Here is a 20,726-nt window from a genome sequence, read left to right as displayed (position 1 = left end):
AACTTTTGTCTTGCAGCGCCCGATCCTGCGTGGCATGCTGCTCGCACAGCGCCAATTGAGTCCTGCATCACATTCCCGTCGCCCACGGCGGGCCCACAGAGTCGGGAGAGGCTACGGATGCCTGGAATCGTCGACGGCATAGGCCGCCTACTGAGCTACCGGATGAGTGTCGGAGAACTGATCGGGCTGGGCCTGATCCTCGGTACGCCCTACCTGATCATCGGGCTGATCTGGTCGTTGACCCACACCGCTCACCTGCACGACTTGCAAGGTCTGGACCTGGTGGTGTCCTTCCTCGGGTCGATCGTGTCGTGGCCGGTGCTGCTGGTCTCCAATGTCTGCATGCAGTGACCCGATGTCTGTATCGGAATCGACGCGGCGCCTGATCCACCTCGCTGACCAACAGATATCCGGCCGGCCGGGCCTACGGTCCGTGACCGACTGGCTCCTGCAGTACCTGAAGAACCACCCGATCCAGTCGCTGGGCACCGGTGGCAGCCAGGTGGTGCTCGGGGTCCGGGCCATCCAGTACCTGTTCGCCGATCTGTTTCGCGGGCGGTTCCTGGTCGGTGAGTTCATCGACCAGACGGCGTTCGTGGCCAGCGCCGCTTTCCTGCCAACGGTTTTCGTCACCATCCCGGTGGGCGTGACACTCTCGATCCAGTTCAGCGTGCTGGCCGGCCAAGTCGGCGCCTCCTCGCTCGCCGGTGCGGCCACCGGACTGGTGATCATCCGCCAGGCCGCCCCCTTGGTGGCCGCGATGCTGCTGGCGGTGGCTGTGGGCTCCGCGGTCTGTGCCGACCTGGGATCGCGGACCATGCGCGAAGAGATCCAGGCGATGGAGGTCATGGGGGTGTCGCCGGTGCGGCGCCTGGTGGTTCCCCGGCTGGCCGCACTGATGACGGTCGGCGTACTGCTCACCGGCATCACGTTTTTCGTCGGCTACGTCGCCGGCTACATCTTCAACGTGTTCCTGCAGAACGGGACCGCGGGCTCGTTCATCGCGACCTTCTCCTCGTTCTCCGACGTCGGGGACATGTGGCTGGCGTTCGCCAAATCCATTGTCTTCGGGATGATCGTCGCGATCGTGAGCTGCCAGAAGGGCCTCGACAGCCATGGGGGGCCTGCCGGAGTCGCCAACTCGGTGAACGCCGCAGTGGTCGAGTCGATCCTGCTGCTGATGTTCGTCAACGTTGTGATGAGCCAGCTCTACGTGATCCTGTTCCCGCGGCAGGCACTGTAGAAGATGGTCATTCCCAGCGCCTTTGAGATTCCCGGACTGCGAACGATCACCGAGCTCTTCAGCGGGTTCTTCGTGGCAGTGGCCCGCGCCGGCCACTTGGTGCACTTCTTCGGGCGCACGCTCGCATCCATCCCGACCATGCTCCGGCACTACCGGCGCGAGATGCTGCGGTTGCTGTCCGATATCGCCTGGGGCAACGGCTCGATCGTCGTCGGCGGTGGCACCATCGCGGTCGCGCTGGCACTCGGGGCGATCGCCGGCGCACTGGTCGCCGTCGAGGGCTATAACGTCCTGGATCTGCTGGGCCTGGGTCCGGCGACGGGTCTGATCTCGTCGTTCGCCACCACCCGCGAGCTCGCCCCGATCATGGTCGGGATGGCGTTCATCGCCCAGGCCGGATGCCGCTTCACCGCCCAACTCGGCGCGATGCGGATCAACGAGGAGATCGACTCGCTGGAAGCGATGGCGATCAACCCGATTCCGTTCCTGGTCACCACCCGGGCGGTCGCCTCGGTGATCGCAGTCGTGCCCCTGTTCCTGGTAGCGCTGGGTATCGCCTACCTGTCCTGTCAGTTCTCGGTCATCCTGATCTCCGGGCAATCCAACGGGTCCTACCTGCACTACTTCTCCCTGTTCGTCAACGGCCGCGACGTGCTGTACGCGACGTTCAAGGCCACCGTCTTCGTGTTCGTGTCATCAACCATCCAGAGCTACTACGGCTTTGTCGCCTCCGGCGGACCGGCAGGCGTCGGAGTCGCCGCCGGACGCGCGATGCGCACCAGCGTCACCGCCGTAGTCGTGGTGAACATGTTCTTGACCATGGCGCTGTGGGGTGTCGAATCCGGCGCCAGGTTCGGGGGTTAGGCGATGCCGAACTCCTTCGACACCGATCCGCGCGGGCCTTCCAACCTTCGGGTGTTCGCGCTGGGCGTTGCCTTCATCGTCATCGCCGTGGCCACCGCGACGCTGATGGTCGCCAAATCCCAGGGCAAGCTGGACAACCTGGTGCGCATCGATGTGCGGCTGTCCAACATCGGCGACGGCCTGCCACCGCGCTCCGACGTGAAGTACCACGACCTGCTGGTCGGCTCCGTCTCCGACATCACGCCCTCCACCCACGGGCTGCCCAACGAAGTCCACGTGGTGCTCAAACCCGAGCACGCGGCCAAGATCCCCAGCACCGTCACCGCCCGCGTCGTACCGGCCAACCTGTTCGCCGTCTCCGCGATCCAGTTGGTCGACAACGGTGCCGCCCCCGACCATCTGCGGTCGGGCTCGGTGGTCCTCGAAGACCAGTCGCTGCCCACCGTGCTGTTTCAGAACGTCCTGAACAAGCTCCGCCAGTTGATCAGCCCACTGGGACGCAAACCTGACGACACCACCGTCGGCGTGATCGCCGCCCTGGGCACCGCAACCCATGGCCGCGGCCAGGAGCTGACCGACACCGGTCACAACCTGAACGAGATTCTGGCGCAACTGAACTCCGTCGTCGCCACCGACGACGCCGATCCGACCACGCTGTCGGCGCTAACAGCCGCGGCCGACGGTCTACAGCGCGTCTCCCCGGAACTGTTCGACGCGCTGGACCGATCGATTCAGCCGATGGCCACCATCGCCGAAAAGGGACCGCAGCTGTCCACCCTGCTCACCGGCGGAACCGACACCGCGACCACGTTGGCCAGCGCCCTGGAGAACCAAGCCGAGCGGATGATCACCATCACCAGCCACCTCACCCCTGCCCTCGGGGTGATCGCGGACCATGCCGGCGAATTCCACGGCGTGTCAACCAAGTTGCAGACCCTCGCCAACCGGGTCTACGACGTCATCTGGGACGCAGACGAGAACCTGCTTCAGGTCAAGGCGGCCATCGCCCTGACACCCAGCCGCACCTACGTCCGCGCCGACTGCCCCCGCTACGGCGAGCTGGCCGGACCGAGCTGCGCCACCGCACCGGAAGTGCCCACAGCCCCGGACCTGTTCCCCGCGTTGGAGTCCCAGGGCGTCTCCCCCACTCCGGGCATGACCGAGAACCGGCCGAACCTCACCCCGCCCCGGCACTCCATGCCCGGCGATCCGCAGGGACCCCCGATCCCCCCGCCGCCCGGACCACCGCCTGCCGAAGTCCCCACCGTCGAGCCCCAGGGCGCGGTCATCGGGGGCAACGTCGGCGTGGTCGGCAGCCCGCTGGAAAGGCAGCAGATCAGCCGGATCACCGGCAGCTCAGACACCCCCACGGTGCTACTGCTGGCGCCGCTGTTGCGCGGCAGCACGGTGCACCTGTCTCGGATCGCGAAAGAAGGTGGCCGGTGAGGAGTCGTTCCAAATCGGTGATCGGCATGGCCCTGTTCACCAGCTTCGCCCTGACTGTCACCTGGATGGTCTACAACACCTTGCGCCGCGACATCGCCGGGCCCACCTACAGTTACTCGGCGATCTTCAGTGACGCATCCGGCATGGCGCCGGGCGACGATGTGCGCGTCGCCGGGGTGCGGGTCGGGCGGGTCGACCGGGTGAAACTGCACGGCACCGCGGCCCGGGTGCAGTTCCGCGTGCAACGCAGCCAGCAGCTGTACCAGAACACGATTGCCTCGGTGACCTACCAGAGCATCATCGGGCAGCGCTATCTCGGACTGGCTCAAGGTCCCGGCGACAACCGCGAGATCCTGCCCAACCAGGGTCAGATACCGATCGAACGCACCAACCCATCACTAGACGTCTCCTACATGCTCAACGGATTCGAGCCACTGTTCGCCGAGCTGGACCCCGAACAGGTGGACAACATCAGCAACGCAACAGTTCTGGCGCTGCAAGGCAATCACGCATCCATCCTGACGCTGATCACGCAGGCCTCACAAATGGCCGAAACTTTCGCCGGACCCGACGAGGTGCTCAGCGCACTCATCGTCAACCTCAATCAGTTGATGACCGACCTGGCCAAACAGAGCACCAACATGGAGAACATGATCCGCCAGTCGCGCGACACCATGGTCGCGCTGGCGAATCACCGCGAACCGTTGGTCGACTCGGTGGGCTCGATCAACGCCACCATGGCGCGACTGTCCACCATCGTCGACAACATCACCCCGGATCTCGAAGAGTTCATCACGCGCCAGCCCGGGCTGCTCAACTACGGCGTCAACGACGGCCGCGAACGCTTCGCCTACATGGCGGCCAACCTCCCGTACGTACTGCAGGGGCTGGCCCGGATCACCCAGAGCGGCACCTACAGCGACGTCTACGCCTGCGAACTGGACTTCGGCCTGTGGCGCGGTCTGTTCCACTGGTTCCGGGCCTTCGTCGGCGCGGCCACCGCCAGCGAAGGCCTCGCCCACCAGCATTCGGCGGCGTGCCGATGAGCCTGATCCCCGCCGCACTCAAACGCCCCATCGAATCCTTCAGCCGGCCCTGGATGGGCGTCATCTCGATCGTCATCATCGTCGCCGTGCTCACGGCCACCGTCGTCTACTCCGGACTGGGCATCGGAAAGACCCGCTACCAAGGACAGTTCGCCCAAGCCGCCCAGATCCGCTCCGGCGCCGTGGTGACCATCGCCGGCGTCAAAGTCGGCACCGTTGAACGCGTCAAGCTCGCCGGCGACCACGTGGTGGTCGGATTCAACGTCGAACGCGGCATCCCACTGGGCGCCGACAGCCGCGCCGCGATCAAGCTGACCACCATCTTGGGGTCGCGCTATCTCGAACTGTCACCGGCAGGCACCGGGCAGCTGGAGAACCGGACGATCACCTTGGCGCACACCCAGGTTCCCTACGATCTGCAACGCACCCTCGCCGGAGCGACGCGCACCCTGGGCCCGGTGGACGCCAATCGGTTCGTCGATTCGCTGAACATGCTCAACACCAACCTCGGCGGGGTCGCCGAGGAACTGCCGCAGGCGCTGACCAACCTGCAGGCGATGGCCGACATCATCGCCGACCGCCGCGAGCAGCTCGGCACACTGCTGACCAACACCGAAACGCTCACCACCATGCTGCGCGACCAGCGGGCCAACCTCGGCGCCCTGGTCTTACAGGGCCGTGATGTGCTGCGCGAGATCGCCACCCGCCGTGCGGCCGTACAACAACTGTTCGCCAGCGCCACCCTGCTGGTCGACCGCACCCACGGAATCCTGCGCGACGAAGCGGCCGTCAACCAGATGATCCATGACTTCGATGAATTCATGAAGATGACCGCAGACCACGACGCGTTGCTGCGCAGCTTCCTGCAGTCGACCCCGGTCGCGTTACGCAACTTCGCCAATGCCACCGGCAGCGGTAACGGGGCCGATGTCTTCTTGCCGGCCGGGATCTTCGTGGACTCCTGGATGTGCGCGCTGAGCGGACGCGCCAGGCAGTTCAACCTGGTCGAATACTTCAAGGACTGCGAATGAGTCGCGCCCTCAAGCTCTACGTGCTCGCCGGTGCGGCCGTCCTCGTCTTGGCCGTGACCGGTGCCGCGGTGGCACCGCAGTTGATCCCCGACCTGCCGCGGCTATCGCTGCACAAGATCCGGGTGACTGCCCAGTTCCAAGACGCCGTAGGGCTTTACGCCGGCAACGGGGTGTCGGTGCTCGGCATGGACGTCGGAAAGGTCACCAGCATCACCCCCAAGGGCGGGTACGTCGAGGTGAAGCTCGCGATCGACGCCGGTGTCGACATCCCCGCCGACGCCGAAGCCGTCACCGTCTCCTCCTCGGTGCTCACCGACCGTCACGTCGAGCTCACCCCGGCGTATCGCGGCGGGCCCAAGCTGCGCAACGGCGATGTGCTGAGCCTGGACCGCACCCGTACACCGGTGGAGTTCGAACGGACCCTGGCGATGATGGACAAGCTGGGCAGCGCGTTGCGGGGCGACGACAACAATCAGGGACCGCTGGGCGAATTCGTCGCCCTCGGCTCGCAGATCACCGTCGGCAACGGACCGGATATCAAGGCGACCCTGGGCCGGTTGTCGCAAGCCCTGCACGTCGGGTCGGACAAAGGCGCCCGCAGTAAGAAGAACATCCAGACGATCATCGCCAACGTTGCCGAACTCAGCGAAGCCGCATCCCGAAACGACGCTGCACTACGGGAATTCGGTTCCTACGTCCACCAACTCGGCGACATCCTGGCCGCGGAGAATCTGGGTGCCGGAAGCACCGGAGCCAAGATCAACCGGCTACTCGCCGAGACGTCGCGGCTTCTCGAGGGCAACTCCGACCGGCTGCGCGACGCCTTCTCCGGTGTCCGCACAGTCGCCACCACGCTCACCGACAACGAACGCGACCTGCGCGAGATCCTGGACGTGGGACCGCTTTTCATCGACAACTTCTACAACGTCATCGACGAGAACGCGGGCAGCCTGCGATCTCACCTGCTGCTGGGCAAGACCTTGTTCAACAGTCAGTTCGGCAAGGAGGTCTGCAACCTGATGGGCCTGCGGCAGCTCGCGTGCGCTACCGGAACGTTGCAGGACTACGGACCGGACTTCGGGTTGGGCAGCATGCTCGATCTGATGCAGGACGGGATCGGTCAGCAGCCATGACGCGGTCGACGAGATGGGTGCGAGGAACTCGTGCGGCGCTGGCGATCGCGACCGCGCTGCTGACGGTCGGCTGCGGCCTGGACCTAGAGAGTGTGGCCCTGCCCGCACCCGGCGGCGGCGGGCCGTACTACACCATCACCGCCGTCTTCTCCGACGCACTGAACCTTCCCGAGAAGGCCAAGGTGCGGTTGTACGGGGCGCAGATCGGTGAGGTCGAATCCATTCGGGCTCAAGACTTCAACGCCTACATCACCATGCGGATCAAATCGGCCGTACCGCTGTATGCCGGCAGCACCGCCGAGCTGCGGTCGGCCACCCCGCTGGGCGACATCTTCGTTCAGATCTGGCCCGACAAGAACCGGCCGGACGACGCCCCGCTGCTGCACAACGGCTCGGTACTGCCGCTGGAATCCACCGCCAACGCTCCGACCATCGAAGAACTGATCAGCTCGATGGCGATGCTGGTCAACGGCGGCACGGTGCGCCACCTGGTGTCCATGCTCAACGGCGCGGGCAAGGCCGTCGGCGGACGCGGCGAAAAGCTCGGCCTGCTACTGGACCAGACCGCGACCCTGCTGTCGCGGATGAGCGCCCGGTCGCAGCAGTTGGACCGGACGCTGCGGAGGTCATCGGAGCTGGCCGCGACCATGTCGGCGCGTCAGAACACCTTCGACGATGCCCTCACCCACCTGGCGCCCGCCCTCAACGTGATCTCCGACAACACCTCCGATCTGATCGACCTGGTCGACACCGGCGCGCGGATCACCCGTCAGCTGTCTCGCTTCCCGTCTCTGCAAGGCACCGATACCCGCAGCCTGACCGCCGACCTGAACAAGATGGCGGGAGTGTTCAACGAGATCGCCGTCGACCCCGAGCTGTCGCTGATGCCGTTCAACCGGTTCCTGGGCATCTTGATGAAGACCATGAACGGCCCTGCCGCACACGTCAAGGGAGAGATAGACAAGATCACGCTGGTTCCCTGGCCTGACAAGAACTACCCGGGCGATCCAGAATTCCACTGGACCGACGGCACCGACTGGCATCTGATGATCGGAGACCTGCGTTACGAGTGGAACATGCTGCTCTCCCGGATCTACGGACCGCAGCGATGAGACCGTTTCTCGACCTCCTCGACCTGTTCGCCCGGCTGGGCGTGTGGCTGGTCCAGGCCGGGTACCGACGGCGAATTCTGTTGTCCGGCATCGGGTTGGCGCTGACCACGGTGGTGGCGGCGGCATATGTGACGATCTTCGGCGTCGGGATCAACCCCGCGCAGAAGACGATCTCGGTGCGGGTGCTGCTCCCGCAGTCCGGCGGGCTGCTGGTCAATCAGGATGTGACGTTGCGCGGCATCCCGATCGGCCGGGTCACCGATGTGCACCTGACCGCGACGGGAGCCGAGGCCGTCGTCTCGTTGCGCGCCGACCGCCCCATTCCGCGCGACACGCCGGTGCGGGTGTCCGGGCTGTCGGTCGCCGGTGAGCAATACCTGGACTTTCGCCCCGAGCACGAGAACGGGCCATACCTCACCAACGGCTCACTGGTCGGCCAGGAGCAGACCAGCGTGCCGGTCTCGCTGCCCCAGATCATCGACGACAGCCGCGGCGCCCTGGGCCAGGTCGACGCCGAGAAACTGACAGCGGTCTTCAACGAGCTTCGAGTCAGTCCGGATGGCGGCAAGAAACTGTCCGCGCTGTTGGACGGCACGGTGCTGCTCGCCTCGACGCTCGACGGCGTACTACCCGAGACGGTCAGCATGTTGCGCAACACCCGGGTCACGTTCACCACCTTCAGCGACGTCAGCCCGGGATTGAGCGGCACCAGCAACGACCTGCAACAGATCCTCGGCGGGGCCAACGCCATGGACGGCGGGTTCCGCACCCTGGTCGAACTCGGCGGTACTGAACTGGGACAGGTCGACAGCTTCATCGGCGATAACCGGGAGAACGTCTACGCCCTGCTGGGCAACCTGACCACCCTGTCGCAGATTCTCTACCTGCGGGTGCCCGCCCTGCAGGACCTGTGGCGCCCCGACCACGGCTCGCTGGTGGACCGACTGGCCGGCACAGTGCACGACGGCGGCATCTGGGTGATCGCCGACATCTATCCCAGGCACCGCTGCGACTACGGCCTGCCCCGCAAACCGCCCTCGGCGGTGAATTTCCCTGCGCCGTACCGTTACACCTACTGCCCCGACGACGACCCCTCGCTGCTGGTTCGCGGCGCTCGCAACGCACCACGCCCACCCGGGGACGACACCGCCGGGCCGCCCCCGGGCCACGACCCGCTGGCAACCCTGGAACCGCCTCCGGTCTATCCGCCCTACACCTTGCCCACTCCCGATGGCGGTCCGCAGCTGCCCGCGTGGATCCCCAACTGATGAGAAAGCCGAGCCCCATGGGAAAAACCGCCGACCCGGACGTCTTCGACCAACTCGACGAACAACGCGAGACGGACCTCGAGACGGAATCAGCGCATGACGAGGCCGCCGACCATATCGACCCCGAACCCACAACACCCTCGGTACCGGTGTCGCGGCGCCGCCGAGCGCCGGTGACGCTGGTAGCCGCCGTGGTGATCGCGGCTGTGGCCTATTCGGGATATGCCGGGTGGCTCCTGCACCAGCTTGATGCACGCGCCGCTGCGGGGCAGGCCGCCCTGGCGGCCGCCAAGGACTACGCGATCACCTTGACCAGCCTGGACACCGCCGACATCGACGGCAACTACGCCCGCGCGCTCGACGGCGCGACCGGCCAGTTCAAGGACGCCTACAGCTTGGGCGCCAAGCAATTACGTCAGGTCCTGATCGACAACAAGGCCACCGGCAAGGGAATCGTCCTCGACGCGGCCGTCAAGTCCGCCACCACGACCCGCGTGGAGGTGTTGCTGTTCGTCGATCAGTCGATCACCAACGCGGTGCGATCGGAACCACGGATCGACCGCAACCGGATCCAGATGACCATGGAACTCGTCGACCACCGCTGGCTGGCCAGCCAGGTCGATCTGGTCTGAGCAACCATGACCACCATCGAGAAGCCCGACACCCAGACGCCGCAGAAGCCTCCGGCGGCTCGGCCCCGCCGGCTGCGGCGGCTGGCCCGGCCGGCCGCCGCCCTGGGCACTCTCGCGGTTCTCGCGGGCAGCGGATACCAGAGCTGGCTGCTGTACCAGCAGCATCGCTTCGACGTCGCCGCCCGTGAGGCTTCCGACGCCGCAACGCAATACGCGGTGCTGCTGACGACAGCGAGTCCCGGCACGGTCGATCGGCAGATCACCGAGCTGTTGGACCGATCGACCGGTACATTCCACGACCGTTACGCCAAGCAGAGCTCCCAGCTTCGCGCGATGCTGATCGCCAACCAGGTGACCACCAGTGGCACCATCATCGACTCCGCGGTGAAATCAGCCGACGCCACCGACGCCACGGTGCTGCTGTTCGTCGAGCAGACCTTCAGCAGCGCGGCGTTGAAAAAGGACCCTGGAGGCCAGATCGCCCAAGCGCCGCCCGACGTCACCGCCATGGCGCTCACCCTGCACCGAGATGGCGGGCGGTGGCTGGTCAGCGATGTCGTGGCAGGGCAGCAACAATGACGAGTAGCGGCACAGCGTGGTGCGGTCTGGCGGCTGCGCTGGTCACCGCAAACACGGTGCTGGCCCCGGCGGCCGTCGCCTCCGCGCCGGGCTTCTGCGACGAGCTTCAGGCGAGCTGGGACGGTCAGCGCTGCACGACCCTGGTGGTGTCGCCACGAAAGGCCGAGCGGTACATCGCCTTTGACCTTCCCGAGGCAATGCTGGACAACGCCGCGGCCGGACCGGCGGTGCGCGACTTCTACCGCCGGCTGATGAGCGGCTGGCGCAGCTCGGGCGCCGAGGCGGTGCGGGACAGCAGTGCTGTCGCCTACTACGAGAGCTTTCCCGGGCCGGGTGCGGTGCAGTCGCTGGTCGTACATGAATGTCTGGAACCGTTTGGGATGCAAGCTAACAACGCCTACCGCACCTTCGTGTTCGACATGGCCACCGGGCGCCGCCTGACCATTGGCGACCTGTTCAAGCCGGGCGTCGACCCGATGACCGTCATCGCAGCCGCGGCGGCCCCGGTGCTGCCGGCCGCGCTGGACGCCGCGGCGCCCCCGCATGCGCCCAACACCTACCCGTTCACCGTCGACGAGTTTCAGCCCAGCTCACGGGGCAGCGGATATACCGGCGACTACCGGGCATTCGCGCTCACCCCCGACCAACTGGTGCTGTACCTGCCCGACGCCCCGCTGCTTCGAGAGAACCCGCAGCCCGCCGACCGGTTCGTGTGGTCCATGGATGGCGGGGCGGTGGTGGCCAGGGTGCCCCTGGCGTCGCTGTCGCCCGCCCTGCGACCGGAATACGGTGGAACGTGAGGCCAGCCCTGATAGGAGGACCCTGGAGATGATGCTTCTGGTGCGGATCATCGACCTTGTCGTGAGCGTGCTGCGCTACCTGGCCACCCCCGAAGCCCGGCTACTGCGCGCCGGCGTGCTGGTCGTGCTGTTCTTCGGTGTCGTGGTCGGTGCAGCCGGGCTGATCTGGGGACTCGCCCAACTCCCGCACTACCTTGCCGGACCCTAGCCGTCACATATCGCTGCATCGAGAGGATCGCTCACATGTCGACCTGCCATGAACAACACGGCCAGGACCAGGCCCGGCACCGCTTACCCACCACCGCCGAGACCCGGGTTCACGTCGACTGTTACACCCCGCGCTGGGACGACGACCCGGTCGATCTGACTGAGGCACTGGACTTTTGGTCGGCTGCCGCGGCGGCGGCCAATGTCATCATGCAGTTGAGCATGCCCGGCGTCGGCTACGGCGTCGTGGAGAGTCGAGTGGAATCCGGCTCGCTGATGGAACATCCGTGGAAGCGGCTGCGCACCACCGCCCAGTACATGGCCGTCGCGGTGCTGGGCACCGAGGAGGAACGCGCCGCCTACCGTGACGCGGTCAACGTCGCGCATCGGCAGGTTCGCTCCACGGCGGACAGTCCGGTCAAATACAACGCCTTCGACCGGGATCTGCAACTATGGGTCGCCGCGTGCCTGTTCGTCTTCTACGAGGACACCTACCAGCTGCTGCGCGGCAAGATGACCGAGGAACAGGCGGAGGCGTTCTACCACCACGCCTGGCCGCTCGGCACCACCTTGCAGGTCACCGACGACCAGTGGCCGCCCACCCGCGCCGAGTTCGACACCTATTGGAACACCACCTGCCAAACTCTTCGGATGGACGACGCCGTGCGCGACTACCTCATGCGCCTAGTCGACCTGAAGATGGTCAACCCGATCTTCCGGGCGCTCCTGGGGCCGCTGCTGCGATTCTTGACGATCGGGTTTCTGCCACCGGTCTTTCGCGAGCTGCTCGGTGTGCAATGGTCGCGAGGCGAACAACGCCAGTTCGAAAATCTTTTTCTGTTCGTGTCATTTGTGAACCGCTTCATTCCCCGGTTCCTCCGGACCGCCAACTATCACGTGCTGATGGCCGATGTTCGCCATCGCATCCGGCGCCACAAGTCGCTGATCTGACCATGGCGACTCACCACGACGACGGCTTGGGGCCCGACGGCCTGCTGTGGCACTTCCTGGCCGACCGGCGCTACCTGTTCGTGTTGCCCCGAGCGGTATGTCTGCTGCTGCTGCATCCCGGCATCGCCGCCGGCATCAGCGAGCACGCCCTGATGCGTAACCGCATCTGGCTGCACAAGAAACGCACCTTCACCCAAGCCGTCAACTACGCCTACGCCGACCTCGACATGCGACCCCAGATGCGCTTCTCCCACGAGCACGTCAAGGGCGTCGACAGGTTCGGGCACAAGTACCACGCACTGAACCCCGACACCTTCCATTTTCAGCACAGCGCTTACGTAGAGTCCCTCTTCGTCATGGTCAACACCTTCATTCGTCCCCTCGACGGCGACGAACATGAGCAGCTCTATGCCGAGTGCTGCGCCTGGTATCGCCGATACGGCGTATCTACCCGGCCCATGCCTGCGACCTGGCCGGAATTCGTTGAATACTTCGAGGATTACTGCCAGGCGCACCTGATGGCCGGCGCCCACTTCGAGCCGTTTCGCGAACAGATTTTCGCCCCCACCGACTGGTGGATGCGCGCAGTCCCCCACCCCGCCATTCGTGCCCTGCAGCACCCCCGCGCCCGCGAGCTCACCGGGACCAACGTCAATGCCGCCGACCGATGGTCGCTGCGCCAATTCGTCCGGTTGACTCAGCTCTCCTCGCTGACCCCGCGACACCACTGGAACGCCAGGGCGCGCGCCGCACTACGCACGGCCGCACATCAGCCGAGCACCTCGCTGGGCGCCGCGCGTGGCTGACACCGCACGCACGACCCGGCGGCGCCCCAAAGATCGCAAGGACCAGATCGCCCGGGCCGCCGCCGAATCATTCAGCACCCTGGGCTATCACGCGGTCAGCGTGGAGAACATCGCCACCGAGGTCGGTGTCTCGGCTCCCGCCCTCTACCGGCACTACGCCAGCAAGTACGACCTGTTCCGCGTCGCGGTGCTGGCACTGAGCCAGCAACTGGTCGACGTCACCGACATCGTCGTCGACCCCGCCGCAGGCCCGGCGGCAGCACTCGACCAGCTGATACACGCCCTGATCGATGTCGCACTGCGCAACCGCGAATCCGGTGGCCTGTACCGATGGCAGGCACGCTATCTCCGCGAACCCGACGCCACCACGCTGTTGGATCAGCTACGCCTGGTCAACCAACGCCTACAGCAGCCGCTGGCCGAGCTACGGCCGGCGGCGCCGCTGTTGCATCGACAGATGCTCTCAGCGGCATTGCTCAGCGTCGCCGGGGGGATCACCGACCACCACCTACGCGCCACGGCCGACGACATCACGGATCTCCTGACGACGGCGTCGCGGGCGTTGCTGCACACCGAATTTCCCGTGCCGGACAACTTTTCTTCCGGGGCGAGCGGGGCGCGCATCTTCACCGCGGATGCCGGGATGTACGAGGCGGTGCTGCACGCCTCGATGATGCTGTTCCACCGCCACGGCTACGCCGAGACCAGCGTGGCCCAGATCGCCAAGGCCGCCGGACTGCGAATCTCGAGTATCTACGGTTATTTTCCCGGCAAAGCCGACATTCTCAGCACCGCGCTGCGCCGCTCGTCCGATCGGCTCTCCGCGGAGCTGTCGGTGGTCAACACCAACCGGTCCGAACCGCGAGAGGCGCTCACGCAGCTGGTCGACATCTACGTCGCCACCTCGTTCGCCAACCCGGAGCTGGCGTCGATCTACTACAGCGAACAGATCCACCTGTCCCCATCCGATCGGGCGCTGCTGCGCAACGTGCAGCGTTCCACCATCGACTCCTGGGTGGGGTTGTTGCGGTCGGTGCGGCCCGAACTCACCGCAACCGCTGCCCGATTCCTGGTGCACGCCGCGATGGGTCTGGTGGTCGATCTCGGTCGACTGGTGCACTACGACCGGCCCGACCCCTCGACGCCGCACAGGGCCTACGAGCAGGCGTGCGTACGCACGCTGATGCACTCGGTGCTGTTCGGCGCCTGAGCGCACCGCACCCCTATTTGGCGCTGTTGAACTTGGCCATGGCGTCGTCGAGGCGTTGCAGCGCCGCACCGTAGGCCGCGAAGTCACCGCGGCGCTGGGTGTCTCGCACCGCATTGAGCGCCGACTCGATCTCGCGCAGCGCCGCGGCCTTCGCCGGCGACAACGCGACCTCCGCGGCCGGGGGTGTGGGCACCGCCGCAACGGGCGGGGTGGCCGACGGTGCCGTCCCCTGCGCAGCAGCGCCGCTGTCGGTAGGTGCGATGTCGGTGGCGGCCGCACCGGCACCGGGCCCGAACAGGCCGGTGAGTGCGTCGGACACCGTCGGCCCGTAGCCGATCTTGTCGTTGTACATCATCGCCACCCGGATGAGCCGAGGGTACGACGACGAAGCATCGCTGGAACCCGGTGAGGCATAGACCGGTTCGACGTAGAGCAGTCCACCCTGTGCCACCGGCAGGGTCAGCAGATTGCCCCACCGGATGCGGTTCTGGTTGTCGCGCCCGATCACGCCGAGGTCCTGGCTGACCGTGGTGTCGGTGGTGATGGCGTTGTTGGCCAGCTTTGGCCCGTTGACCTGCCCGGGAATGGTGAGCACGGTCAGCTTTCCGTAGGTGTCCGGGTCCGAGCTGGCACTGATGTAGGCGGCCAAGTAGTCGCGCTTGAACCGGTTCATCGCGCTGGTCAGCTGGAAGGACGCTGAATTATCGCCCTTAGCAAGGTTTTTCGCGACGATGTAGTACGGCGGCTGGAAGCTGCTGGCGGTGGGATTGGGGTCCAGCGGCACGTCCCAGAAGTCCGATGTGGAGAAGAACGTCACTGGGTCGTTGACGTGGTACTTGGCCAGCAGCATGCGCTGCACCTTGAACAGGTCTTCGGGGTAGCGCAGGTGCTCGGCGAGTTCGGGTGTGATCTCGGCTTTCGGTTTGACCGTTCCCGGGAACACCTTCATCCACGCCTTCAGCACCGGGTCCTGCTCGTCCTGGGCGTACAGGCTGACCGTTCCGTCGTAGGCGTCGACGGTGGCCTTCACCGAGTTGCGGATGTAGGACACCCGCCGGTCCGGCAGCAGCCGGTTGAACTCCACCTCTTTGGAGTCCGCGGTCGCCGACGACAACGACGTCAGCTCCGAGTACGGGTAATTGTCCAGCGTGGTGTAGCCGTCGATGATCCACACCAGTCGCTTGTTCACGATCGCCGGGTACACCGTGGAATCGGTGGTCAGCCAGGGCGCCACCGCCTGCACCCGGCTCGCCGGGTCACGGTTGAACAGGATCTTGCTGTCGGCGCCGATCACATTGGAGAACAGGAAGTTCCGCTCGGCGAACTTCGCGGCGAACACGCTGCGGGCCAACCAGTTTCCGATACCCACCCCGCCGGCGCCGGTGTAGGTGTAGTTCTTCGTCTCGGTGTTGGTCTCGTAGTCGTACTCACGGTCGGCGCCGTTGCGTCCGACGATCGCGTAGTCGGCGACGGTGTCGGCGATCACCGGCCCGTAGTAGACACGCGGCTGGTCGAGGCGGGCCGGTCCGTCGGAGACGACACCGCCGTTGGCGCCGACGACATTGACCAGAAACTCCGGGTATCCACCGTTTTGGTTGGGGTCGTTGGCGATACCGCGCACGGTGTTGGCCGGCGAGGCGATGAACCCGTTGCCGTGGGTGAACACGGTGTGCCTGTTGATCCAGTCGCGCTGGTTGTCGATCAGTCGATCCGGGTTCAGCTCGCGGGCGGCGACCACGTAGTCACGCAGCTGGCCGTCGTCGTCGCGATACCGGTCGATGGTGAGCTGGTCGGGGAAGAAGTAGAAGTTCTTGCCCTGCTGAAACTGGGTGAACGCGGGGCTGACGATGGTCGGGTCGAGCAGCCGGATGTTGGAGGTGGTGGCCGCATCGGCGCCCACCTGCGCAGCCGTCGCCCGCGCATCACCGCGGTAGTCCCGGTAGGTGACCACATCCTCGGTCAGCCCGTAGGCCTGCCGGGTCGCCGTGATCGAGCGAGAGATGTACTCGCTCTCCTTCTGCGCCGCGTTGGGCTTGACGCTGAACTGTTCGACGATCAGTGGCCAGCCCGCGCCGACCACGACCGACGACAGCAGCAGCAGCACCAAACCGATCGCCGGAATCTGTAAGTCGCGCAGCACGATCGCCGAGAACACCGCGACCGCGCAGATCAGCGCGATCGCCAGCAGGATCATCTTGGCCGGCAGCACCGCGTTGATGTCGGTGTAGCCGGCTCCGGTGAAAGGCTTACCCGTGCGGGTGTGACTGAGCAGCTCATAGCGGTCCAGCCAGTACGCCCCTGCCTTGAGCAGCACCAGGGTGCCGATCAGGCTGACCACCTGGATGCGCGCCGGGCGGCTCAGGGCGCCGGCCCGGCCCGACAGCCGGATGCCACCGAAGATGTAGTGCGTGGTCAGATTCGCGATGGTGGCCAGGCACAGCGTCGCCAGCAGCAGCCCCACCACCAGCCGGTAGAACGGCAGATCGAAGGCGTAGAAGCCCAGGTCTTTGCCGAACTGCGGATCGTTGATCCCGAAGTCACCGCCACGCAGGAACAGCTGGATACGCACCCAGTAGCTCTGCGCGACGATTCCGGCCAGCACTCCGATGCCCGCCGGAATCCCGAATCCGATCAGCCGCAGCCGCGACAGCACCGTGGTGCGATACCGCGCCACCGGGTCGTTGACGCCGTTGCTGGGGACGAAAACCGGCCGGACCCGGAAGGCGGTGGCCATCGCGGCGAACACGATTCCGCCGACCAGCAGCGTCACCACGACGAACGTGATCAGGCGGGTCAGCAAAGTCGTGACGAACACCGAGCGGTAGCCCAGCTCTCCGAACCACAGCCAGTCGACATAGCCGTCGATCAGCCGCGGCCCCACCAGCAGCAGCGCGATCACGACGAACGCGCTGGCAACCATGATCCGGCTGCGCGCGGTCAATTTCGGCATCCTCGCAGTGGGCCGCATCCCCACGTGCCACGCTCCCTAGCTCAGTTGTCCCTGACGGCCCCACTGTAGCCAACAAAGACTCAGCAAGAGGGTGGCTGACCTCCGTCAGTGATGGTTCGCAGCGCGCCCACCGCCTGGGCGAGGCTGTCCACCTTGACCAGTTGCAGACCCTTGTCGTCGTTTCTGGCCTCGTAGCAGTTGTCGGCCGGGACCAGGAACACCGTCGCGCCGGCCTCGCGGGCCGCCATCATCTTGTGTGCGATTCCGCCGATCGCGTCGACCTGGCCGTTGGACTTGATGACCCCGGTGCCGGCAACGAAGTTCGGCCCGGCCAGGGTGCCGGTGGTCAGCTTGTCGACGACGGCCAGCGAGAACATCAGACCCGCGGACGGGCCGCCGATGTTCGCGAGGTTGAAGTCGATGGTGAACGGCGCCCACGGCGCATCCAGGACGGACACGCCCAGGAATCCGTTGGCGCGGTCCTTGTTCTCTCCGAGCGTAATCCGCGCCGTACCGGGTGCGGCGTTCTTGCGCCGGTAGTCGATGACGACCGTCTCGCCCGGCTTGGTGTCGGCGAGCCGCGCGGTGAACTGCCGAACCGTGTAGACCGGTTCGCCGTTGACGGCGTCCACGGCATCGCCGCGCTGCAGCGCGCCGGCAGACGGACCCGGGTCGTGGACATCGGCGAGGGTGACCGCTGACGGGTAGCGCAGATAGCCCAGCGCGGCGTACTCGGCGCTCTGCTCGGACGCGCGGAAATCGGCGTCGTTGCTCTCGTCGACTTCTTGACGAGACTTGCCCGGCGGATAGACCAGGTCACGCGGCATGAGCTGCTCACGCCCCGACAGCCACAGCGCCAACGCCTCCCCCAGCGTCAGACCGTCGCGCTGGGAGACCGTGGTCATGTTGAGGTGGCCGGTCGTCGGGTGCGTGGTGGTCCCCTCGATGTCGACCACCTGCTTGCCGTCGATCATGCCGAGGGTGTCGAACGTGGGGCCCGGCCCCAATGACACGAAGGGCACGGTCACCGCCGTCAGCAGTACGCCGAACGCGACCACCGGCAGCACAGCCGCCAACAGCGTCAGAATCCGCCTGTTCACCCCGGGTATGGTAAACGGCCACCGCCCCGGCGCAGACGGCCCGACCGCCGTGGCCGCGTGTCGTTCCGCCAGACGTTGCCGATGGGTACGGTTGTGTCTATGGCTGATCTGCCCTTCGGTTTCTCTTCCGGGGACGACCCCGACCGCGAGCGAGGCTCGGGGCCCACCGACCCGTTCGGCATGGGTGCTGGGTTCAACATGGCCGATCTGGGCCAGGTCTTCACCCAGCTCGGGCAGATGTTCAGCGGTGCCGGCCGGGTGAGCGCCGACGGCCGACCGGCCGGTCCGGTCAACTACGACCTGGCGCGACAGGTCGCGACCAAGTCGATCGGCCCGGTCTCGCCGGTGACCGCGTCGACCGCGACCGCCGTCGGCGACGCGGTGCACCTGGCCGAAACCTGGCTCGACGGAGCGACTTCGTTACCGGCCGGCACCACCAGTGGGGTTGCCTGGACGCCGGTGGACTGGGTCGAGCACACCATGACCACCTGGCAGCGGCTGTGCGACCCGATGGCCGAACAGGTTTCGTCGGTGTGGGCCTCAGCACTGCCGGAAGAGGCCAAGAGCATGGCCGGCCCGCTGCTGTCGGTGATGTCGCAGATGGGCGGGTTGGCGTTCGGTTCCCAGTTGGGCCAGGCGCTGGGCCGGTTGTCCGGAGAGGTGCTGACCTCGACCGACATCGGCCTGCCGCTGGGGCCCAGCGGAGTGGCCGCGCTGCTGCCCGGTGCGATCGAGGAATTGGCCGGCGGCCTGGAGCAGCCGCGCAGTGAGATCGTCACCTTCCTGGCTGCCCGCGAGGCCGCCCACCACCGGCTGTTCACCCACGTGCCGTGGCTGTCGAACCAGTTGCTCAGCGCTGTGGAGGCCTACGCCCGGGGCATGAAGATCGACATCCGGGGCATCGAGGAACTGGCGCAGGGCTTCGACCCGGCGGCGATGACCGATCCCGCGGCCATGAACGAACTGCTCAACCAGGGCGTGTTCGAGCCCAAGTCGACCCCGGAGCAACTCGCCGCACTGGAGCGGCTGGAGACCCTGCTGGCGCTGATCGAGGGCTGGGTGCAGACCGTGGTCAATGCGGCGCTGGGCGACCGGATCCCGGGTACTGCCGCGCTCTCGGAGATGCTGCGCCGCCGGCGCGCCACCGGCGGCCCGGCCGAGCAGACATTCGCCACGCTGGTCGGTCTGGAACTGCGCCCGCGCAAGCTGCGCGAGGCCGCGGTGCTGTGGGAGCGGCTGACTGCGGCAGTCGGGGCCGACGCTCGTGACAAGGTCTGGCAGCACCCCGATCTGCTTCCCGAGGCCTCCGATCTCGACGAGCCGGCCGCGTTCATCGATCGGATTCTCGGCGGCTCCAGCGATGTTGACTCGGCCATCGACCAGGCGATCGCAGAGTTCCAGCGCGAGGCCGGCAACACCGACGACGCCGACGACTGACGCGCAGCGTTCAGCCGTGTAGCGCCCCGGCCGCCTCGGGTGGTGAGATTGCGTGCCGCCACGCCAAGGGATTGAGGTGGCGGTAGGGATCCTCGGCGCGGACGTCGAGCAGTTCGGCCAAGATCCGCTCGAGCGACTGTTGAGTCTTCTCCCGGACGGTGGCAACCCATTTCTCGCTCGAGACGCGGGCGGGCTGGGTGGTGTCGATCGGGGCGCCGAAGCGCAGGTACATCCGCTGCGGTCGAGGGATGAGGGTCGGGCCGATGCCGTGCTGCAGGGGCATGACCATGTCCGGCGGCCCGGCAAGCCGTCGTGTCAGAGCCGCACTGAAGCGTTCCCAGCTGCCACCGCGACGACTCAGACTCCGGTAGACGTCATCGCCACCGACCAACCCGACGGGCACGATCGGATACTGGTGTTCGACTGCGAGGCGGGCGAATCCGGCGCGGCCCTGCCAGCGCAGCGTGTACTCCTCCCCCTTGAACTTCGGAATCTCCCGACCGCCGCCGGGGAACACCAGGATGGGCTCGTTGCGGCACATCAGTTCGCGGACCGGCTCGGGCGCGCCCACCAGCGCCCCCGCGGCGGCGAGCAGATCTCGCGCCGGGCCCCGCATGCGCCCGAACTGTCGATCCGTCAGTGACCGTACCCGTTTGCCGATCACGCGCCGAACGTGAAAGGGAATCAGCAGAGCTTCCACACTGACCTGGGTGTGGTTGCCCACCAAGAGAAATCGGCCATCACGGGGCAGGTTTTCGAGCCCCTCGACGTAGGGCCGGTACGCCTCGATCGCGGGCGTGACCGCGTCGGCGACGGTCTCGACGGCCCGCCGCAGGGCGTCGACCCGCGGCGGCTGGTTCAGGATCGCGTCGGTGTCGGTCAGGACGTGCATGCCCTCACAGTACAGAACG

The 20,726-nt window shown here is 66.4% G+C and carries 20 protein-coding genes; 17 read left to right on the top strand and 3 right to left on the bottom strand.

Features of this window, described 5'->3' with window-relative positions; genetic code table 11:
- Positions 1-117 precede the first annotated feature (117 nt).
- Genes ABW16_RS09550 through ABW16_RS09475 form a run of 16 tightly spaced genes read left to right on the top strand, consistent with a single transcriptional unit; the run spans position 118 to position 14,328 of the window.
- Positions 118-351 carry a hypothetical protein gene (locus ABW16_RS09550; RefSeq protein WP_412178193.1) on the top strand — a complete coding sequence of 78 codons (234 nt, stop codon included), beginning with the start codon at positions 118-120 and terminating at the stop codon, positions 349-351.
- 4 nt (positions 352-355) lie between these two features.
- The gene (locus ABW16_RS09545) at positions 356-1,243 is read left to right on the top strand and encodes an MlaE family ABC transporter permease (RefSeq protein ID WP_082134026.1); all 888 of its coding nucleotides are present in this window, start codon (positions 356-358) and stop codon (positions 1,241-1,243) included.
- Between the two features lie 3 nt (positions 1,244-1,246).
- Positions 1,247-2,107 (top strand): ABC transporter permease, encoded by an 861-nt coding sequence (locus tag ABW16_RS09540; protein WP_412178192.1) that lies wholly within the window; start codon positions 1,247-1,249, stop codon positions 2,105-2,107.
- 3 nt (positions 2,108-2,110) lie between these two features.
- On the top strand, positions 2,111-3,553 hold the full coding sequence (locus ABW16_RS09535; protein WP_047318935.1) for an MlaD family protein: 1,443 nt from the start codon (positions 2,111-2,113) through the stop codon (positions 3,551-3,553).
- On the top strand, positions 3,550-4,599 hold the full coding sequence (locus ABW16_RS09530) for an MlaD family protein (protein ID WP_047318934.1): 1,050 nt from the start codon (positions 3,550-3,552) through the stop codon (positions 4,597-4,599). Before ABW16_RS09535 ends, ABW16_RS09530 begins: the two co-directional genes overlap by 4 nt.
- Entirely contained in the window at positions 4,596-5,630 is a 1,035-nt protein-coding gene (locus tag ABW16_RS09525) for an MCE family protein (RefSeq protein ID WP_047319062.1), read from the top strand. The genes ABW16_RS09530 and ABW16_RS09525 overlap by 4 nt, the downstream gene beginning before the upstream one ends.
- On the top strand, positions 5,627-6,763 hold the full coding sequence (locus ABW16_RS09520; RefSeq protein WP_052956826.1) for an MCE family protein: 1,137 nt from the start codon (positions 5,627-5,629) through the stop codon (positions 6,761-6,763). Before ABW16_RS09525 ends, ABW16_RS09520 begins: the two co-directional genes overlap by 4 nt.
- 17 nt (positions 6,764-6,780) lie before the next feature.
- Entirely contained in the window at positions 6,781-7,875 is a 1,095-nt protein-coding gene (locus ABW16_RS09515) for an MlaD family protein (protein ID WP_233424733.1), read from the top strand.
- On the top strand, positions 7,872-9,143 hold the full coding sequence (locus ABW16_RS09510) for an MlaD family protein (RefSeq protein WP_047318932.1): 1,272 nt from the start codon (positions 7,872-7,874) through the stop codon (positions 9,141-9,143). The genes ABW16_RS09515 and ABW16_RS09510 overlap by 4 nt, the downstream gene beginning before the upstream one ends.
- Before the next feature lie 17 nt (positions 9,144-9,160).
- Positions 9,161-9,775, top strand: coding sequence for a hypothetical protein (locus tag ABW16_RS09505; protein WP_047318931.1), 615 nt, complete (start codon positions 9,161-9,163; stop codon positions 9,773-9,775).
- A gap of 6 nt (positions 9,776-9,781) precedes the next feature.
- The gene (locus tag ABW16_RS09500; RefSeq protein ID WP_052956825.1) at positions 9,782-10,354 is read left to right on the top strand and encodes a hypothetical protein; all 573 of its coding nucleotides are present in this window, start codon (positions 9,782-9,784) and stop codon (positions 10,352-10,354) included.
- Complete coding sequence (locus tag ABW16_RS09495; RefSeq protein ID WP_047318930.1) at positions 10,351-11,154, top strand: mannan-binding protein; 804 nt, start codon at positions 10,351-10,353, stop codon at positions 11,152-11,154. Before ABW16_RS09500 ends, ABW16_RS09495 begins: the two co-directional genes overlap by 4 nt.
- A 28-nt stretch (positions 11,155-11,182) precedes the next feature.
- Entirely contained in the window at positions 11,183-11,362 is a 180-nt protein-coding gene (locus ABW16_RS09490; RefSeq protein ID WP_047318929.1) for a hypothetical protein, read from the top strand.
- Positions 11,363-11,397: 35 nt separating this feature from the next.
- Positions 11,398-12,312 (top strand): oxygenase MpaB family protein, encoded by a 915-nt coding sequence (locus tag ABW16_RS09485; RefSeq protein WP_047318928.1) that lies wholly within the window; start codon positions 11,398-11,400, stop codon positions 12,310-12,312.
- A gap of 2 nt (positions 12,313-12,314) precedes the next feature.
- Complete coding sequence (locus tag ABW16_RS09480; protein WP_047318927.1) at positions 12,315-13,118, top strand: oxygenase MpaB family protein; 804 nt, start codon at positions 12,315-12,317, stop codon at positions 13,116-13,118.
- On the top strand, positions 13,111-14,328 hold the full coding sequence (locus tag ABW16_RS09475) for a TetR/AcrR family transcriptional regulator (RefSeq protein ID WP_047318926.1): 1,218 nt from the start codon (positions 13,111-13,113) through the stop codon (positions 14,326-14,328). Before ABW16_RS09480 ends, ABW16_RS09475 begins: the two co-directional genes overlap by 8 nt.
- A gap of 13 nt (positions 14,329-14,341) precedes the next feature.
- Here the strand turns inward: ABW16_RS09475 and ABW16_RS09470 are convergent, their stop codons facing one another.
- On the bottom strand, positions 14,342-17,302 hold the full coding sequence (locus tag ABW16_RS09470; protein ID WP_047318925.1) for a UPF0182 family protein: 2,961 nt from the start codon (positions 17,300-17,302) through the stop codon (positions 14,342-14,344).
- A 56-nt stretch (positions 17,303-17,358) separates the two neighbouring features.
- Positions 17,359-18,378, bottom strand: a complete 1,020-nt coding sequence (locus ABW16_RS09465; protein ID WP_047318924.1) for a YlbL family protein — start codon at positions 18,376-18,378, stop codon at positions 17,359-17,361.
- Positions 18,379-18,477: 99 nt separating this feature from the next.
- On the opposite strand from ABW16_RS09465, the gene ABW16_RS09460 reads away from it, so the two are divergent.
- Positions 18,478-19,815 (top strand): zinc-dependent metalloprotease, encoded by a 1,338-nt coding sequence (locus ABW16_RS09460; RefSeq protein WP_047318923.1) that lies wholly within the window; start codon positions 18,478-18,480, stop codon positions 19,813-19,815.
- Between the two features lie 10 nt (positions 19,816-19,825).
- Here ABW16_RS09460 and ABW16_RS09455 read toward each other — a convergent pair whose 3' ends face one another.
- On the bottom strand, positions 19,826-20,707 hold the full coding sequence (locus ABW16_RS09455) for a lysophospholipid acyltransferase family protein (RefSeq protein ID WP_047318922.1): 882 nt from the start codon (positions 20,705-20,707) through the stop codon (positions 19,826-19,828).
- Positions 20,708-20,726: the final 19 nt, after the last annotated feature.

The sequence above is a fragment of the Mycolicibacter heraklionensis genome, from assembly GCF_001021505.1.
Lineage (GTDB): Bacteria > Actinomycetota > Actinomycetes > Mycobacteriales > Mycobacteriaceae > Mycobacterium > Mycobacterium heraklionense.
Note: the sequence above shows the minus strand (reverse complement) of the source record. Positions and strands in the feature narration are given on the sequence as shown.

Excerpts from the sequence above, each read along its gene's own strand:
- ABW16_RS09500 (WP_052956825.1), top strand. The coding sequence starts at position 9,782 with ATGACCACCATCGAGAAGCCCGACACCCAGACGCCGCAGAAGCCTCCG.
- ABW16_RS09480 (WP_047318927.1), top strand. The coding sequence starts at position 12,315 with ATGGCGACTCACCACGACGACGGCTTGGGGCCCGACGGCCTGCTGTGG.
- ABW16_RS09525 (WP_047319062.1), top strand. The coding sequence starts at position 4,596 with ATGAGCCTGATCCCCGCCGCACTCAAACGCCCCATCGAATCCTTCAGC.
- ABW16_RS09540 (WP_412178192.1), top strand. The coding sequence starts at position 1,247 with ATGGTCATTCCCAGCGCCTTTGAGATTCCCGGACTGCGAACGATCACC.
- ABW16_RS09505 (WP_047318931.1), top strand. The coding sequence starts at position 9,161 with ATGGGAAAAACCGCCGACCCGGACGTCTTCGACCAACTCGACGAACAA.
- ABW16_RS09545 (WP_082134026.1), top strand. The coding sequence starts at position 356 with ATGTCTGTATCGGAATCGACGCGGCGCCTGATCCACCTCGCTGACCAA.
- ABW16_RS09550 (WP_412178193.1), top strand. The coding sequence starts at position 118 with ATGCCTGGAATCGTCGACGGCATAGGCCGCCTACTGAGCTACCGGATG.
- ABW16_RS09455 (WP_047318922.1), bottom strand. The coding sequence starts at position 20,707 with ATGCACGTCCTGACCGACACCGACGCGATCCTGAACCAGCCGCCGCGG.
- ABW16_RS09490 (WP_047318929.1), top strand. The coding sequence starts at position 11,183 with ATGATGCTTCTGGTGCGGATCATCGACCTTGTCGTGAGCGTGCTGCGC.
- ABW16_RS09535 (WP_047318935.1), top strand. The coding sequence starts at position 2,111 with ATGCCGAACTCCTTCGACACCGATCCGCGCGGGCCTTCCAACCTTCGG.
- ABW16_RS09485 (WP_047318928.1), top strand. The coding sequence starts at position 11,398 with ATGTCGACCTGCCATGAACAACACGGCCAGGACCAGGCCCGGCACCGC.
- ABW16_RS09460 (WP_047318923.1), top strand. The coding sequence starts at position 18,478 with ATGGCTGATCTGCCCTTCGGTTTCTCTTCCGGGGACGACCCCGACCGC.
- ABW16_RS09520 (WP_052956826.1), top strand. The coding sequence starts at position 5,627 with ATGAGTCGCGCCCTCAAGCTCTACGTGCTCGCCGGTGCGGCCGTCCTC.
- ABW16_RS09510 (WP_047318932.1), top strand. The coding sequence starts at position 7,872 with ATGAGACCGTTTCTCGACCTCCTCGACCTGTTCGCCCGGCTGGGCGTG.
- ABW16_RS09495 (WP_047318930.1), top strand. The coding sequence starts at position 10,351 with ATGACGAGTAGCGGCACAGCGTGGTGCGGTCTGGCGGCTGCGCTGGTC.